Source organism: Chryseobacterium paridis (assembly GCF_016595215.1).
GTDB classification, from domain to species: domain Bacteria; phylum Bacteroidota; class Bacteroidia; order Flavobacteriales; family Weeksellaceae; genus Chryseobacterium; species Chryseobacterium paridis.
The window spans coordinates 897,720-915,536 of sequence record NZ_JAENHK010000001.1; the positions used below are offsets into that span (position 1 = coordinate 897,720).

Below are 17,817 nucleotides of genomic sequence, written 5' to 3' on the forward strand. Positions count from 1 at the left end.
TAAATATCTTGAATTCTTAATTCTAAAATTTATATTTGCAGTACTAATCTGCTGGAAATTTATGCTTTCTAAAATCTTTATTAAAAATTTTGCCCTGATTGATACACTTGAAGTTTCATTACATAATGGATTGCAGGTGATTACGGGCGAAACGGGCGCCGGGAAATCTATTATTCTGGGAGCTTTAAGACTTATTTTAGGAGAAAGAGCAGATTTAAAATCTATTTCAAAAACAGAAGAAAAGAGCATTGTAGAGACAGAGTTTGCTCTCAATAATCAATTCAAAAAGTTCTTTATAGAAAATGATCTGGATTATGAACACCAGACCATTATTCGTAGAGAAATATTACCTTCAGGAAAATCCAGGGCATTCATCAACGATGTTCCGGTGACCTTGGATATTTTGAAAGAGCTCTCCTCACAGCTTATTGATATTCATTCTCAATTTGAAACGTCAAATCTTTTCACTTCAGAATATCAGTTTAAAATCATAGATGGGCTTTCTGAAAATAAACAGCTTATTTCTGATTACCAATATGAGTTTTCAGAATTTCAAGGCTTAAAAAATCAACTTAAAAAATTACAGATTCAACTTTCTGAAAATAATAAGGAAAGCGATTATAAACAATTTTTGTTGAGCGAGTTAGAAGACCTGGGATTGGATGATGTGGATTATGAAGAACTTCAGAATCAACTTTCAATTCAGGAAAATGCAGAAATGATCTCTGAAAACCTGGCTCAGATTTTATCAAGATTCCATCAGGAAGAAATTGGTATTTTATCTTTTTTTAATGAAGCTAAAAATAAATTGTCCAGAATAGCAGACGTTTCACATAGCTTTTCTGAATTGGATAAAAGACTGGACGAATCTTTTGTTGAGTTAAAAGATATTATCTCCGAATTAGAGCACGAATCCGAGAAAATTGAGGCTAATCCTGAGAATCTGGCTTTGCTATCCGAGCTTAATAATAAATTAAATGCTCTACTGCTAAAGCATAATGTTTCAGATGTTAATGAGTTGAAAGAAATCCGGGATCAATTATCAGGTGAGCAAAAAGGAGCTTCAGAACTTGAATCCCTTATTTTGGAAATTGAAGAAAACATCTCAAAAAAAGAAAAATCACTTCAATCACTTTCTGAAAAATTATCCAAAAACAGAAAGAAAAGTGTTCCTGTATTCATAAAAAAAGCAGAAGAATTATTAAGAAAATTAGGTCTTGAAAAAGCGAAAGTAGATATTGAACTACAGGAATCACCAGATTTCAATATGTTTGGTAAGGAAAATATTCAACTTTTATTTCAGGCGAATTCTGGATTCCCTTTAAAGCCAATTCAAACTGCCATTTCAGGAGGTGAGAGATCCAGGGTGATGTTGGCTGTCAAAAAAATTATTGCAGAAAGTGATGAGCTTCCAACACTTATTTTGGACGAGATCGATACGGGGGTTTCCGGAAAAGTGGCTGAAGAAATTGGAAATCTGATGCGAGAAATGTCAGAAGATATGCAGCTTATCGTCATATCACACTTGGCACAGGTAGCTGCAAAAGGGAATAATAATTACAAAGTAATCAAACAGGATGTTTCAGGAAGAACTCAGTCTACTATTATTCCTTTAAGCGATGATGAAAAACTAAATGAAATTGCCCAACTGCTTTCCGGAAGTAAGATTACAGAAGCCGCTTTAGCACAAGCAAAAGAGCTTATAGGTTAATTTTTTGTAACATTTTTTACATTATATTTACTAATGTAAAAAAGAATACGATATGTTTTTAAAATTCCTTAGGTTAGAAATCAAGAGTTTTTTTCGTGGTACTTCCGTTGGGATTAATATGGTGATGAAGATTCTCCGCTTGATGGGGATACTTTATTTTATGGCATGTTTGGTGGGTGGGGCATTTGGCGCTTTTTTTTACGTGCAGGAAGAACTTCACCAGGATCCATTGAAAATAGTTTCAGGATTTTTGATTATTGGCTGGGTTGTAGATCTTATTGTCAAATACATTTGGCAGGAAATGCCGACACAAAACATTAAGCCCTTTCTTACGCTTAATATTCCAAAGAAAACATTAGTTAACTATATGCTGATAAAGACATTTTTATCTGCTTTTAGCTGGTTGAATTCTCTTTTCTTTATTACATTTTCTATTATTGCGGTATTTAATGGATATGGTTTGTTACAAGTCTTTGCCTGGTTTATAGGAATCTCTTCACTTTTCTATCTTAATAATTTCATCAATATTTTTTTCAATGATAATGAAAAGGTTGCCATTGTAATCGCAATTATTTTTGGTGCGGTAGGGATATTGGGATATTATCAGATTGTTCCGGTATTATCCTACTCGGAATCTGTTTTCTATAGTTTTTATGAAAAACCCTACTTCGCTGTAATACCATTGATATTATTCTTTGGATTGTGGTGGATTTGTTTCAGGCATGTTCATCAGGAATTTTATTTAGACCAGGGTCTCGAAGCAAAAAAAACAATAGGTAAAACTGAAAATATAGCATTTCTTAATAAGTACGGTGCATTAGGTACATTTATTAATAATGATATTAAGATGCTCAGAAGGAATAAAGTAACCAAAGGTATTTTATTGGGAAGTTTCCTTTTCGTTTTTTACGGCTTATTAATGTTTGCGAATTCGGTTTATAAAACACCTGCTATGATGATGTTTATGGGGCTGTTTGTAACTGGTGGATTTCAGTTTCTATTCGGACAAAGAGTTCCCGCATTCGACAGTTCTTATTATCCACTGATGATGACACTGAATGTTCCATACAAAGAATACCTAAAAGCAAAGTGGTGGTTAATGAATATTATAACTTGTCTTTCAATGGTGGTTGCTTTGTTTTACGCCTATTTTGGATGGGATATATATGTTACCTTTCTCGCAGCCGGGCTATATAATATGGGTGTTAATTCCCAATTTACGCTTTGGTCAGGTGCGTTTAATAAAACACAAATTGATCTCAACTCAAAAGAAAAGAGAATGGGACAAAGAAACAGTTTTAACTTAAAAGCAATGCTATTACTGATCCCTAAAATGCTTTTACCAATGGTTGTATTTGCAATCTCAAAACAATTCTTTGGAATAACTGGTGGGGTAATCAGTATTGCTATTTTAGGTTTGATAGGATTCTTATTCAGAGAGAAAATTTTTGATATTATCGTAAGACATTACAAAAGAGAAAAATACAGTACACTGGACGCATTCAAAAATAAAGATTAATAAAAATGATTACTATACATAATTTATCTAAGACATACGGGACAGCTACTGTTCTTAAGATCGAAAATCTTGAAATCCCTAAAGGAGAAACTTTTGGACTGGTGGGAAATAATGGAGCCGGAAAAACGACCCTCTTCAGTTTGATGCTTGATCTGATTCAGCCTACAACAGGTTTTGTAAGTATTGATGAGATTAAAGTAAATGAGTCTGAAGCGTGGAAAAGTAAGGTTTCTGCTTTTGTAGATGATACATTTTTAATTGGTTACTTAACTCCCGAAGAGTATTTCTACTTTATCGGAGAGCTCAGGGGACAAAATAAAGCATCTGTAGATGAATTCTTAAAACCATTTCATGACTTATTTAATGGAGAGATATTGAACTCTGGAAAATATGTACGCGATCTTTCAAAAGGGAATCAGAAAAAAGTGGGTATTGTGGGAGCTATTATCGGCAATCCTGAAATCATTATTCTGGATGAGCCCTTTGCAAACCTTGATCCTTCTACACAGATAAAACTAAAAAATCTAATCAAAGAATTATCTAAGCAGGATGGTGTAACGTTTCTTATATCCAGTCACGATTTATCACATACAACAGAGGTCTGTAATAGGATAGTAGTGGTAAATAAAGGGAATATGGTTAAAGATATTCAGACAAGCCCTGAAACTCTTCAGGAACTGGAACAATATTTTGCAGATCAGGTTTCCCTTTAGTATATTCGAATTTAAATGAATATATATGAAGCAAGAATCGCAGAACGTTACTGATTACCCAAACAGCAATACCATATTTATTGTTTGGAAATTAAAAGATGAAAGCCCGCAGCTAAAAAACATATTTCAGCAGCTTTGTGCGTTGGTTTTAAATCTCAATAATTCCGTTTTTAATAGATTTCCGGATAGCCGGGCCAGTTGTGTAATGTCGATCGGATATGAAGCATGGAAAAAACTGGATTTACCAACACCATTGCCTAAGGAACTGATCAATTTCGAGGAAATAAAAGGAGTAAAACATACAGCCGTAGCTACTCCCGGTGATCTTCATTTTCATCTCAGAGCAGATAACAACAGCATCTGCTTCGATATGGCAATTGAAATTTCAAAACTATTAAGCTCTGTTGCTGAGAGTATTTTAGAAATTCATGGATTTAAATATTGGGATGCCCGCTCGATCCTTGGGTTTGTAGATGGTACCGAAAATCCGCATGGTGATGATCGTGATTATTTTGCAAAAGTTGGAGATGAAGATGCATTATATAAAGGAGGAAGTTATCTTTTTGTTCAAAAATACCTTCATAATATGGATGCATGGAAAGGTCTTTCAACAGAAGAGCAGGAGAAAGTGATTGGAAGATCTAAGGAAAATGACATCGAAATGTCAGATGAAGTGAAACCTTCAAATTCCCATATCGCTTTGGCTAATATAGAGGGAGAAAATGGAGAGGAACTAAAGATCGTTCGCGATAATATGCCATTTGGAAATCCATCAACCAATGAATTTGGGACTTATTTTATTGCGTACGCAAGTACATTTTCCACCGTGAAAAAAATGTTGACTAACATGTTTGTAGGTGATCCGGTCGGAAACTATGACAGGATTTTAGATTTCAGTACCGCAGAAACCGGAACATTATTCTTTGCTCCAACGAGAGAAATGTTGGATGATTTTTCAGGCTAACAGCTGATAATATCTATACTCTACAATCTTATTCTTTATATCAAATCAGAAAAAAATCAAAAAAAATATTTTTTTGTGTAACCTTTTTAATTTCTTGTTGTCTTTAAAGTAGAAACTAGTAAAAAATGAAACTTTTGTTCGGAAATAAAAAAGATGATTTGTTAAGCCGCCTGAAAAAACAGGATCCGGCTGCGCAGAAATTCTTTTATGACCAGAATGTGAAAAAATTGCTGAGTGTAAGTAAAAGTTACGTCAGCGATTTGTATCAGGCAGAAGATTGTCTTATTAGAGCATTTTGTAAGATTTTTAAACATATCGAAAGCTTCAGAGGAGATGGTAATCTTGAAGGATGGGCAAGAAGAATTGTTGTTAATGAATGTTTAAACTTTATTAAAAGTCATAAAACAGTTTTTTATCTTGACGAAATCAATCAGTCTTTTATGGAAGAAATTCAGGAGGAAGACCTCGTGTTTGATTTTAATGCCCAGGAGCTTTTGGATCAATTGCCGGATGCTTACAAAATGGTTTTCAACCTGTATGTTTTGGAAGGATATTCCCATCAGGAGATTGCAGATGTTTTGCAAATTTCAGTGACTGTAAGCAAAACGCAATTATTCAGAGCCAAAGAAAAACTGAGAAAGATCTACTTTCAACAACAGAAAAAGCTAAAAAATGAACACAATTAAAAATAATTTCGAAAATCAGATTCGAAAACAAATAGAAGAAAGAGAGATTGCTCCTTCCAGAGATTTATGGTCTGAAATTAAGGAACAAACTCAGGCAGAACGTCCAAAGTCAAAACTTAACTGGCTGTTGGTGGCCGCATGTCTGATGTTATTATTTGCTCTGGGTTCTGTACTTGTATTTTACAATAAACCTGATCAGTCAAGTCCTAAGGTTGTAAAAAAAGATAATTCAGGTTCTGATGTCAAAAAAAAGACACTGGAAATAAGAAAAGAATTACCTGTATTAGTTGCTCAGGAAGAGCAAAAGCCAGTGGAGGAAGTAAGAAAAGCGAATCAAGATGAAAAGCTTAAAACACCAGAAGTAAAAGCTTTTACAGAAAATAAAAAACAACCTTTAATCAGAGAGCATGTTTCAGAAGTAAGCTCCAATATTTCAGAAACATCTGCACCAATTATTGCACAAGCTGATTCTTCAAAAATGCCCGTAAAAAAGAAAAGATACGTTGATCCTTCAACCTTGCTTTTCTCGGTCGAACATAAAGATGTCATTGAAAAGACCAAAGACAAGAGCAATGTCGCGACCATCAATTTGAACGGGAGATAATAAATTTTAACTATAAAAAAATAATACTATGATCAAGAAATTTATCCTGATAGGATTCGTGTGCCTTTTTTCTGCCTCAGCATATGCACAAAAAACACCGGCATTTAACCTTCCTTCAAAAGAAGAAACAGAGGTGAGTCCTATGGTAAAGGAAAAAGTAGAAGAGTATGCTACAAAAATCAACATCATTATTCAGGAAGAGAAAAAGCTGATGGAAACTGAGCTTTTGGATCTTCAGAGTAAGGGGCTGGATAAAGCAGAGTTTAATAAAAGAAAAGCCGAAATAGCTGATCGATTCTCAGAGAAGATTGATCAGAGAATCGAAGCATTGGGTTTTGACCTGGATGAGGTTATTCAGAAGCAGGTACGATATTCACTTCTTAATTCAGATGTTATGTCCAAAGAAGAATTGAAGGCTAAGCTTTTGAAAAAGTTCCGGGCTACAAAGAGTGTGAGTGGATATATTTCTTATGGAGCTATGGCACTTACGAACAATCTTTCTGATAACGAACTGGATAAAAACCTGGGCTATTCCAATAATCTGGAATTTGGATTGAAGTTTAATTATCAACTAAGCAGAACAAGCCCTTGGGGTATCATATCTGGAATCGGGTTTTCCTGGAGAACTATTCGTTTAGATAATAATATGATTTTTGCCAAAGGAGGCAACAATTCCAATGTTCATCTTGAGAAACTTGCTGGAGACGTAGAGAAAAGTAAGTTAAGAACCGGTTACATTATTGTTCCGCTAGGTGTACAATATAACTTTTCAAAGCTAAAAAGTGCCGGTATGGATATTCAATACAGGGATTATAATAAAGGATTTAAAGTTGGAGCTAATGTGTATGGAGGAGTAAGAATGTCCAGCAATAATATTATAAGTGCAGATGATGTCAATTCGAGAAATCGTGGAAACTATCAGGTAAATCCTTTGATTTATGGTGCGCAGCTTACGTTGTCCTATAATGACTATAGTATTTTTGTGAAAAAAGATTTCAGTAACTTCTTTAAAGATGACACCTTTAAAAACGATAAAGCGTTGGTTTTTGGAGTTATGCTATGGTGGTAAAAAACACATAAACATTTATATATACATTGAAGAAGGTCGGAAAATTATTATCCGACCTTTCTCTTTTTGAAATCTTTTTTATGATCTATGCTTTCTTATGTTGGTTCTTCCGAGCACATATCTGCCTCTACAAAACACATTCCTGAAGTACAAGGATTTCCGGAAGGAGCAGATAAGCAACAGCCGTGATATCCATTATAGATAATGTGACGTGTCCCGCTTGGGCAGGTGTGACCACCGAGTACTTTTTTTAAATTTTCCCTGTTTAGCTTTGTTAGATTTTTCATAGTAATTTGTTTATAAAAGTTGTACTTATGTCACTAATTTATGAAAAATTCAAACGCAAATTAATTATTTTGAAAAAAATATATCTTATTGATTATAAAAGCAAAAGCCTCAGATTGTAACGAGGCTTTTGGTATATAATTGTTTTGATGAGACTACTATTTTAGACTTCCTACCATATCTTCAGGCTTTACCCATTCATCAAACTGTTCAGCAGTTAAAAGTCCAAGATTTACAGCTTCTTCTTTTAAAGTCGTTCCATTTTTGTGGGCTGTCTTTGCAATCTTTGCTGCATTTTCATAACCAATGTGTGTATTTAAAGCAGTTACCAGCATTAAAGATTTATCAACCAATTCTTTGATTCTTTCATAGTTTGGTTCAATTCCAACTGCGCAGTGATCATTGAATGATATACATGCATCAGCAATCAGCTGAGCGGATTGTAAGAAGTTATAAGCCATTACCGGTTTGAAAACGTTTAGTTCATAGTTCCCCTGCGTCCCGGCAAATGAAATAGTTGTATCATTTCCTAAAACCTGAGCGCAAACCATCGTAAGTGCTTCATTTTGTGTTGGATTAACCTTTCCTGGCATGATAGAAGATCCCGGTTCATTTTCCGGAATATGAATTTCTCCGATCCCTGAACGTGGTCCGGAAGCTAATAATCTTACATCCTGTGCAATTTTAAACAAAGAAACTGCCAATTGTTTTAATGCGCCATGTGATTCTACAATAGCATCGTGTGCAGCAAGAGCTTCAAATTTATTTTCTGCAGTTATAAAAGGGAGGTTGGTGAATTTTGCAATGTATTCGGCAACGGAAACATCATATCCTTTTGGGGTATTCAATCCGGTTCCTACCGCAGTTCCTCCCAATGCCAATTCCGAAAGATGGGGAAGTGTATTTCTTAAAGCTCTCAAACCAAATTCCAATTGAGCCACATAACCAGAGAACTCCTGTCCTAAAGTTAAAGGAGTAGCATCCATCAAATGGGTTCTACCAATTTTTACAACATCCTTAAAAGCATTTGATTTTTCTGCTAACGTATTTTTTAGTTTCTCAACAGCTGGAATGGTCACTTCCACTACTTTTTTATAAGCTGCAATATGCATTGCTGTTGGATAGGTATCATTAGAAGACTGTGACTTGTTAACATCATCATTTGGGTGTATTTCAGATTTATCCCCAAGGGTTCCTCCATTGTTAACATGAGCTCTGTTGGATACCACTTCATTGATATTCATATTCGATTGTGTTCCGGAACCTGTCTGCCAGATAACCAATGGAAATTGATCATTTAATTTTCCTTCCAGGATTTCATCACAAACCTTCGCAATCATATCTCTTTTTTCAGCAGGAAGAGCTCCCAAATCGGTGTTAGCATAAGCTGCCGCTTTTTTTAAATAGGCAAAAGCATCTATAATTTCATGTGGCATTGAACCTTCGGGGCCAATCTTAAAATTATTTCTGGAACGCTCTGTCTGCGCACCCCAAAATTTATCAGCCGGTACCTGCACCTCACCCATGGTGTCTTTTTCTATTCTGTAATTCATTGTGATTGAAATTTTTATAAAGTTAATCATAAACTGGAAAGTTCGCAATTTATAATGGTTATAAATATCAACGGATATTGGTGATTTTACTCATGTTTTTTTCAGTATGTTTTATTTTTGCACAAAGAAAAAATTGAATGGAATTTAGATATCAGGATCCGTATCCGATTCAGAAAGATGATACGGTGTATAAGAAGCTTACGTCAGATTATGTAAAAGTTGACCAACTTGGAGACAGGGAGATTTTAACAATCGATCCGAAAGGGTTGGAGTTATTAGCTGAAGAGGCGATGGCAGATGTTTCTTTTATGCTTCGTTCTTCTCACCTTGAAAGCTTAAGAAGAATTATAGACGATCCTGAAGCGACTGATAATGATCGTTTTGTTGCCTACAATTTATTACAGAATGCAGCTGTAGCAGTAGAAGGAGCTCTTCCTTCTTGTCAGGATACAGGAACTGCTATCGTTATGGGTAAAAAAGGAGAGAACGTTTATACAGGTGTAGATGATGGAGAGTATTTAAGTAAAGGGATTTACAATACCTACCAGAAAAGGAACCTGAGATATTCTCAGATCGTTCCTCTTGATATGTTTGAAGAAAAAAATTCCGGTTCAAACTTACCTGCTCAGATCGATTTGTATGCTAAAAAAGGAGATTCTTATGAATTTTTGTTTTTAACAAAAGGAGGTGGATCAGCGAATAAGACATTTTTATATCAAAAGACAAAATCTTTACTCAACGAAAAGTCGCTTGAAGAATTTATTAAAGAGAGAATCTCAGACTTAGGAACTGCGGCTTGTCCACCTTATCACCTTGCTTTGGTTATTGGAGGAACTTCGGCAGAAGCCAATTTGGCTGCAGTAAAGAAAGCATCAGCAAAATATTATGATAACCTTCCAACCTCAGGTAATGAAGGAGGTCAGGCTTTCAGGGATCTGGAATGGGAAGCAAGGGTTCAGAAGATTTGCCAGGAGAGTTCTATTGGTGCTCAATTTGGTGGAAAATATTTAACACATGATGTAAGAGTTATACGACTACCTCGTCATGCAGCATCTTGCCCTGTTGGGATGGGAGTTTCCTGTTCGGCAGACAGAAATATCAAAGGCAAGATCAACAAAGATGGGATCTTCCTTGAACAACTGGAAGAAAATCCAAAGAGATTCTTACCTGAAACGGCTCCTCATCTTGAAGAGGCAGTTGAAGTTGATCTGAATAAACCAATGCCTGAAATTCTGGCTGAACTTTCTAAATATCCGATCAAAACCCGATTAAAACTAAACGGAACTTTAATCGTTGCCAGAGATATTGCTCACGCAAAAATTAAGGAATTGATCGACAGTGGGAAACCAATGCCGGAATACTTCAAAAATCATCCTGTTTATTATGCGGGGCCCGCAAAAACACCTGAAGGAATGCCTTCCGGAAGTTTTGGACCTACAACAGCAGGAAGAATGGATGTGTATGTAGACGAATTTCAAAGCCATGGTGGTAGCATGATTATGCTGGCAAAAGGAAATAGAAGTAAGGATGTAACGGAGGCATGTAAGAAGCATGGTGGATTCTATCTTGGATCGATCGGAGGTCCGGCAGCTATTCTTGCTAAAGACAATATTCTATCGGTGGATGTAGTTGATTTCCCGGAATTAGGTATGGAAGCTGTAAGAAAAATTGAGATCAAAGACTTCCCAGCATTCATCATTACGGATGATAAAGGAAATGATTTCTTTGCAGACCTTGCTCATTAATTAGTTTAAAATAAAAATAAATAATAAAAATAGGCTTCTATCTTTTGTATAAAAAGGAAAAAAGTTCTATTTTTGCCTAAAATATTAAGAAAAATGATGTTATCAGCATTTTGGCCGTTTTATCAGTTCCTTTGGACCATCTACTTTTTTACAATGTTCTTGGTAGGATTCTGGTGTATCTTTATGTTTTTTGGATTAGTAATCCCAATGTGGTTAAGTGAAGGTTTGATGGAATACTTCGGTAAAGTGAAGCCTTTTGATCCGGAAGATATTAGAAGAAAGAAAGTATATGAGCAGGAAGGAGTAGAAGTGATCTTCAACGAGCCTAAAGGTAACGGTCCTTTCTTACACGATAGTCACGGACATCATTAATTGATTGTCATTGCTTTTTCACCTTAATTCTGAAAAAGTAATATCAAAGCAAAACAACATATACAAAACCACTTAATTTATTAGGTGGTTTTTTTATGTATTTCTGAGCTTTTCCGGAGACAATCCGAATTTCTTTTTAAAAGCTCTTGTAAAGTTTTGTACATATTCATACCCACATTCGATGGAGATTTCTTTGATCATAATCTCTTTATTGATGATCATTTTTTTTGCCTTGAGCATTCTGAGCTCCGAAATATAATCAGTTATTGTAATGTTGTATTGTGACTTGAATTCTTTCCTCATTGTACTCTGATTGATTCCGATGAGCTTACCCATTTCTTCTATCCTGATATTCTTATGGAAATTTTCATCCACAAACTTTTTGATCAGGGTTGCTGTTTTGGGAGAAGTGTCTTGAATGTTTTTTTCGTGAAACTGTTCAATGACTAAAATAAGAAGCTTGATGATCTTTGCTTCTATAAGCAATTTTTGCATCACCCCTCTTTTTGAATTGGACATGATTTCTTTGAGGATTATATGCATTTCAGCGGTCATGTATGCCGGAGTTTCCTTGTGGAGGAAAATATACCTGTTGTTTAGCATTCCTTCCAATATCTCTTTGCTTTCTAAACCGGAATCAGGATTGATCAAATTGAAGATATATTGATAATTGATCTGAATTTGAAAATATTTCAATATTTCGTGATTATCTACCCAAAGTTCCGAAGTATTTTCCTGTGCCGAATAATGAAGAATGTATTGATTTTCTTTAAACAAAAAGCTTGTGTTGCAATCCTGGGCTTCCAAATGGATATTTGGGCTTAGCAAAAAGAGAAGATTAAAGCTTGATTTTTCTTCAATCATGCTTGATTTTGAAGATTTTTCAGAACATAATTCTTCCTGCATTATTATTTTAATGTCTTCGGATTGGAATAGTAATCCCTTTCTAGATTGGTCTTTCATGCGACAATCTTTTTACGGTCATGGTACAATTTAAAGCTAAAGTGAAACCTCAGATAACAAAAAGTTTGGAAATGATAACTTAAGGTTAATAGAGTACAGTACTTTTGCGCAAAGTTAAATTAAATTTAGAATAATTAAAAATAATATTCGTTATGTTTAAAAATTTACATTTTGCAATGCGGAAATTGGGAGTGGGATTAGGGTTGCTCAGCATTGCCAATAGTTTTTTATATGCTCAACAATGGGCAAATGGTAGTGGAGTACAAGCTGTTTCTGGAACTTCAACTACCAAAACAACACCAGTATGCAATAATACGGATCCGGGAAATAATCCGGGAGATGTTGGTTGTGTCTCTTTTATTTATAAAGGGAGCTCTGTTTCTTACAATACGGTAAGAGGAAAAGATGGGAGAATATGGCTTCAGCAAAACTTAGGAAGTACGCAGGTGGCAACATCAATGACGGATGAAGATTCGTATGGAGATCTATTTCAATGGGGAAGATGGGACGATGGACATCAGAAAAAAAATTCATTAACCGTAGGTATTCCAACACCAAACTCTCCGGATGGACTGGCGGGAATCGCTTCATTTATTACAGGATCGTGGTGGTCTGCAAATTCTTTAACAGATCAATGGTCTGCAAATTCAATGGCCTCGGTAAACTCCGGCGACGGATACGATCCTTGTAAAGCAATAGGTCAGGGTTGGAAAATGCCCAATCAGGCAGACTGGACAGCTTTACAAAACGCTGAGATCATTAATAATCCGGCTACAGCTTATAGCAGTACCCTAAAATTGCCGGCAGCAGGATATAGAAGCCCAAGTAGTGGTGATTATACGTTTGTAGGGCAAAGAGGGTATTACTGGAGTTCGACTCCGTCATCATTCGGAGCTAAATATTTCTATATTGGAACTACGATTGGAAATCCAAATGCCGGAAGCCCAAGAGGTCAGGGGCAATCTGTAAGATGTATCAAGGAAGTTTCTTCACTGGGTACGTCTGAAATCAAACTAAATACAGTAGGTGTTTATCCTAACCCTACCAATGGCATTCTTAACATCAAAGTAGATTCTGTAATAGAAAGTGTACAGGTGACGAATGTTGTTGGGCAGGTAATTGATGTACCATTCTTTACGAATCACATTAACATGCAGGGAATTCCAAACGGAGTTTATGTGGTGCAGCTGAAATTAAAGAATGGTCAGACTTTCTCAAAAAAGATCATTAAAAACTAATGTTCGCATATTGATTGATTATTTAAAAAGGTCCTTAAAAAAGACCTTTTGTTTTTAATAGATCACAATTTATAGTGTGGTCATAAAGAAGATAGTTCATTTTTTAGTTAAATAAACCCGCAGTGTATCCTATGTAGTACATTGCGGGTTTTGTTTTTGAATAGGCTTGATTTGAGAAAGGCCTATTTGGTATAAGAATCGACCTCACTAATGGCATCTGCAAATGCTTTTGGAGCTTCCTGCGGTACATTATGGCCAATCCCATTGAGGATTTTGTGAGAATATTTTCCAGTGAATTTATTTGCATACGCTTTTCCATCTGCTGCCAGGCCATCAAAATCACTACTTATTGTAATGGTCGGAACGGTAATGACAGGTCGTTTGGCAAGTCGGTTTTCTAAATCTTCATACTGAGTTTCTCCCTTAGCAAGAGAAAGTCTCCAGCGATAATTGTGAATAACAATAGCTACATGATCCGGGTTTTTGAAAGAAGCTGCTGTCTGATCATAGGTTGCATCGTCAAAATTCCATTTCGGAGAGGCAAGTTTCCAGATCAACTTATTGAATTCATAGGTGTTGTCCCCATAGCCTTTCTCGCCACGTGCAGTAGAAAAATAATATTGATACCACCAGCCGTATTCGGCGGTTGGATTCAATGGATTTTGGTTGCTGTCTAAATTTGTGATCAGGTAGCCACTTACTGAAACCAGGGCTTTTACGCGCTCAGGCCAAAGCGCAGCCATAACATCTGCTGTTCTTGCGCCCCAATCAAATCCCCCAACAATTGCTTTGTTTATTTTAAGAGCATCCATCAAAGCAATAATGTCCTTAGCGACAGCTGATTGCTGACCATTCCTCATGGTGTTGTCAGAGATAAAACGAGTGGTTCCAAATCCCCTTAAGTAAGGAGTGATGACTCTGTAACCTTTTGATACCAAAAGAGGAACTACTTCATTATAACTATGAATGTCGTATGGCCATCCATGAAGTAGGATAACAGGGGTGCCATTTGTAGGCCCCGCTTCTGTATATCCAATATTAAGGACACCGGCATCAATTTGTTTTAAAGTACCCAGATAGCTTTTTTGCTGAGCATTAGCCAATCCCACATTGAAAAGGATCATCAGGATTAGGCTTACTGTTATTTTTTCAATCATATACTGAAACTTGAATATTGGTTTTGTAAACATAGCGTAGGTTTTTAATTGTTTTAGAGTGAGTTTTTAATTTCTGATTCAAAAGTAGGACTGCTATTGAGGGGAAACAATTGATAAACAGGTGAGCTGGACAATATTAAGTGTGAACCTGTCATTTTAAAACCTGAAAAATTTGCAGATCAGATCAATCAAATATTGTGAAGCAGTATATCTTAGAATGACTATTTCCGGAAATAAACTATTTTAGTATAAATATTAATAGAAAAACGAGCTTTTATGAAGAAATTTTATTCCGGTATATTACTGTTGATTACCATTTTCGTGTTTGGGCAAATCAACTATACCATTACCCCTAATCCGTTTAATGAAACCGATCAGATTACGCTAACAGTTCCCGGTGATCAGATTGATGAATCTGCCTGGGGAGTTAGCAATCATACGATTTATATTTGGTCCTGGTCTTTGGATACCAATTATGGGAACAGCCAAAACTGCCCGACGAATGGGAGCTGGGATAATTCCGATGACTTAAATAAATTAAATTATGACACAACCACAGATACTTATTCACTTACATTTACTCCCACTGCTTTTTTCGGAAGAACGGGAATTGGGAGATTTGGTTTTCTTTTAAAAAATAAAACAGGAAGTCATCAAACCACCCCTGATATTTTTGTTAATGTGGGGGTGCTTAATCTTACTTTAACCAATCCTCTTCCCAATAGCCTTACATCGGTGCCTTCTGGAAGTTCTGTTTCAGTTACAGCAACCACAAATGTAAATGCTACCTTCCAGTTAAAAGCGAATGGAGTTGTCGTAAATTCTACTTCTGCTCCTGGTACATCATATTCTTACAACTATACAGTTTCAGCAGATGCTAATATGGAACTGATTGCAACAGATACTAATTCAAATTCTAAAAATGCAGCTTTTATATTGCAATTGCCCAGAAACGTTGTTAGTGAAGCAATTCCAGCCTGGATAAAGCAAGGGATTAATTATCACCCAACAGATCATACAAAAGTAGGGCTGGCTTTATATGCTCCCCACAAAAACTTTGTTCACGTGATTGGAAGTTTTAATAATTGGGTGGTCAACGATACTTATCTGATGAAAAGGGACACGACAAATCCGGATTTATATTGGATTGAGCTGAATGGAATTACTCCCTCTCAATTATACACTTTTCAGTACAGAACCAATGATTTGAAAAAAGTAGCTGATCCGTTCTCTCCGCAGATTCTGTCTTCTTATGATGATCAGTGGATCTCGGCTTCTACCTATCCCAATTTGCCTCCTTTTCCAGCAGGACAGGATTTTGAAGTTTCATTATTTAAAACCGGACAAGCTGGTTATAACTGGCAGGTAACGAATTTTCAAAGGCCTAATAAAGAAAATCTGGTAGTGTACGAATTACTGCTAAGGGATTTTACACAAGAAAAGAACTGGCAGTCTTTGATCAACAAAATTACTTATCTAAAGAATCTGAATATCAATGCTATCGAGCTTCTTCCTATCATGGAATTTGAAGGGAACCTTTCATGGGGTTATAATACTTCTTTTCATTATGCTTTAGATAAAGCTTATGGAACGCCTGAGAAATTTAAAGAGTTTATCGATCTCTGTCATCAAAATGGGATTGCAGTGATTTTAGACATCGCATTTAACCACGCAACAGGAAGATCACCGTTGGTAAGGCTATGGAATATTGATCCTGATGGAGATGGATATGGAAATGTTGCTGCAAATAATCCATATTTTAATCAGGTTCCTAAACATTCTTACAATGTTTTCAACGATTTCAATCATTCAAGTGCGGCAACTCAATATTACGTTGAAAGAACTTTGAAGCAATGGCTGACGGAATATAAAATTGATGGATTTCGCTGGGACCTTACCAAAGGTTTTACCCAAAACTGTTCTGAAAATGATGAAAACTGCACCAATGCTTATCAACAGGACAGAGTAGATATCTTAAAAAGCTATGCTGATAAACAGTGGGCAATTGATCCTAATTCTTATATGATTTTTGAACATCTGGGAACCGATGCTGAAGAACAGCAATGGGCAAATTACAGGGTTGCTGAAGGAAAAGGAGTAATGCTCTGGAATAAGCAGACAGAGCCTTATAATCAAAACACAATGGGGTATAAGGATAATAGCAATTTTGATAGAATGGATCATGAACTTCATGGTTTTAATACGATGAATGTAGTTGGATATGGCGAAAGTCATGACGAAGAGAGATTAATGTTTAAGAATCTTGAATACGGAGCAATCAATGGAGCATACAGTGTGAAAAATCTAAATACCGCCCTGGAAAGAATGAAAACCTTTGGAGCAACCTTCTTTACGATACCAGGACCGAAAATGATCTGGCAATTTGGAGAGCTCGGTTATGAATTCAGTATCAACAGATGTGCAGACGGTTCGATCAACAATGGATGCAGGACAGATGAGAAACCAATTGCTTTTACTTTGGGCTATGATAATAATACAAACAGAACAGCTGTGTATGATACCTGGGCAAAAATTATTAACATCAGAAATACCTATCCCGTATTTACATCAAAAACCTATACTGTAGAATCAAATAATTTGTCCAATGATCCGGATGGATTGATCACAAGAATCTATGTATATGATAACTTACTTACGAACGGAGTGAAGAATATTGTTGTGCTGGCAAATTATAATACATCGGCCAAAAATGTAGTTCCTTATTTTCCATATACGGGTCAATGGCAGAATTTAATGGATAATAGCATTTCAAATATTACTTCGACTACAGCTCCTATAACGTTACAGCCAGGCGAATTTAGAATTTTTGGGAACTATACAGGAAATTTATCAACTATAGACGAAAATGCTGACCAGAGACTATCACTTCAGATAATAGATAACCCTGTAAAAGATAAAATAGCGAGGTTAAAGTATTATAAAGCTAAAAATGGAGAAATTAGTATTTATGATATGACGGGCAAAAAAATGGAATCTTTTAAACTTAAAAATGAGAATGGGACTTATGAGTTGAAAACCAGCTATCCTTCTGGAAATTATTTGGTTCATTTGAAATCTGATACAGGAGTTGCTATTCAGAAAATGATTGTTAAATAGATAATGGACTCAGTTGCTTAAGCACAAAAGTGTAAAACCGGATGATTAAAAACCTAATGGGAAAAATGAGAGGGTCAGAGTTTTTTCGATTGCAAATTGTTGCTTCGGGAAGATTATGTAT

General features: G+C 35.7%; 15 protein-coding genes. 11 read left to right on the top strand and 4 right to left on the bottom strand.

The annotated features are described in order from the left end of the window. The first annotated feature begins 61 nt into the window (after positions 1-61). The 7 genes from JHL15_RS04175 to JHL15_RS04205 all read left to right on the top strand — a co-directional run bounded on the left by JHL15_RS04175 (position 62) and on the right by JHL15_RS04205 (position 7,266). Positions 62-1,711: a DNA repair protein RecN gene (locus JHL15_RS04175; protein ID WP_200243179.1), complete on the top strand. Its 1,650-nt coding sequence runs from the start codon at positions 62-64 to the stop codon at positions 1,709-1,711. A gap of 52 nt (positions 1,712-1,763) precedes the next feature. Beyond that, a complete protein-coding gene (locus tag JHL15_RS04180; RefSeq protein WP_200243181.1) occupies positions 1,764-3,230 on the top strand; it encodes a DUF5687 family protein in 1,467 nt (488 codons plus the stop codon). Between the two features lie 5 nt (positions 3,231-3,235). Further along, positions 3,236-3,943 (top strand): ABC transporter ATP-binding protein, encoded by a 708-nt coding sequence (locus JHL15_RS04185; RefSeq protein WP_200243184.1) that lies wholly within the window; start codon positions 3,236-3,238, stop codon positions 3,941-3,943. Between the two features lie 25 nt (positions 3,944-3,968). Continuing rightward, positions 3,969-4,907, top strand: a complete 939-nt coding sequence (locus tag JHL15_RS04190; RefSeq protein ID WP_200243186.1) for a Dyp-type peroxidase — start codon at positions 3,969-3,971, stop codon at positions 4,905-4,907. Between the two features lie 125 nt (positions 4,908-5,032). Continuing rightward, positions 5,033-5,593 carry an RNA polymerase sigma factor gene (locus JHL15_RS04195; protein ID WP_200243189.1) on the top strand — a complete coding sequence of 187 codons (561 nt, stop codon included), beginning with the start codon at positions 5,033-5,035 and terminating at the stop codon, positions 5,591-5,593. Continuing rightward, on the top strand, positions 5,580-6,197 hold the full coding sequence (locus tag JHL15_RS04200) for a hypothetical protein (RefSeq protein ID WP_200243192.1): 618 nt from the start codon (positions 5,580-5,582) through the stop codon (positions 6,195-6,197). Before JHL15_RS04195 ends, JHL15_RS04200 begins: the two co-directional genes overlap by 14 nt. 28 nt (positions 6,198-6,225) lie before the next feature. Next, positions 6,226-7,266, top strand: a complete 1,041-nt coding sequence (locus JHL15_RS04205; RefSeq protein WP_200243194.1) for an outer membrane beta-barrel protein — start codon at positions 6,226-6,228, stop codon at positions 7,264-7,266. 95 nt (positions 7,267-7,361) lie between these two features. Here JHL15_RS04205 and JHL15_RS04210 read toward each other — a convergent pair whose 3' ends face one another. Both JHL15_RS04210 and fumC read right to left on the bottom strand, forming a co-directional pair. Continuing rightward, entirely contained in the window at positions 7,362-7,553 is a 192-nt protein-coding gene (locus JHL15_RS04210; RefSeq protein ID WP_200243197.1) for a bacteriocin-like protein, read from the bottom strand. 156 nt (positions 7,554-7,709) lie between these two features. Beyond that, a complete protein-coding gene (fumC, locus tag JHL15_RS04215; protein ID WP_200243209.1) occupies positions 7,710-9,104 on the bottom strand; it encodes a class II fumarate hydratase in 1,395 nt (464 codons plus the stop codon). 137 nt (positions 9,105-9,241) lie between these two features. Here fumC and JHL15_RS04220 point away from each other — a divergent pair, with 137 nt between their 5' ends. Further along, entirely contained in the window at positions 9,242-10,849 is a 1,608-nt protein-coding gene (locus JHL15_RS04220) for a fumarate hydratase (protein ID WP_200243211.1), read from the top strand. Between the two features lie 93 nt (positions 10,850-10,942). Beyond that, positions 10,943-11,221 carry a hypothetical protein gene (locus tag JHL15_RS04225; protein WP_200243213.1) on the top strand — a complete coding sequence of 93 codons (279 nt, stop codon included), beginning with the start codon at positions 10,943-10,945 and terminating at the stop codon, positions 11,219-11,221. Between the two features lie 93 nt (positions 11,222-11,314). Here the strand turns inward: JHL15_RS04225 and JHL15_RS04230 are convergent, their stop codons facing one another. Next, on the bottom strand, positions 11,315-12,184 hold the full coding sequence (locus JHL15_RS04230; protein ID WP_200243215.1) for a helix-turn-helix transcriptional regulator: 870 nt from the start codon (positions 12,182-12,184) through the stop codon (positions 11,315-11,317). A gap of 152 nt (positions 12,185-12,336) precedes the next feature. Here JHL15_RS04230 and JHL15_RS04235 point away from each other — a divergent pair, with 152 nt between their 5' ends. After that, a complete protein-coding gene (locus tag JHL15_RS04235; RefSeq protein ID WP_200243223.1) occupies positions 12,337-13,422 on the top strand; it encodes a T9SS type A sorting domain-containing protein in 1,086 nt (361 codons plus the stop codon). 182 nt (positions 13,423-13,604) lie between these two features. On the opposite strand, the gene JHL15_RS04240 is transcribed toward JHL15_RS04235, so the two are convergent. Continuing rightward, positions 13,605-14,612, bottom strand: coding sequence for an alpha/beta fold hydrolase (locus tag JHL15_RS04240; protein WP_234047676.1), 1,008 nt, complete (start codon positions 14,610-14,612; stop codon positions 13,605-13,607). Positions 14,613-14,855: 243 nt separating this feature from the next. On the opposite strand from JHL15_RS04240, the gene JHL15_RS04245 reads away from it, so the two are divergent. Further along, complete coding sequence (locus tag JHL15_RS04245) at positions 14,856-17,696, top strand: alpha-amylase family glycosyl hydrolase (protein ID WP_200243226.1); 2,841 nt, start codon at positions 14,856-14,858, stop codon at positions 17,694-17,696. The last annotated feature ends 121 nt before the right edge of the window (positions 17,697-17,817 follow it).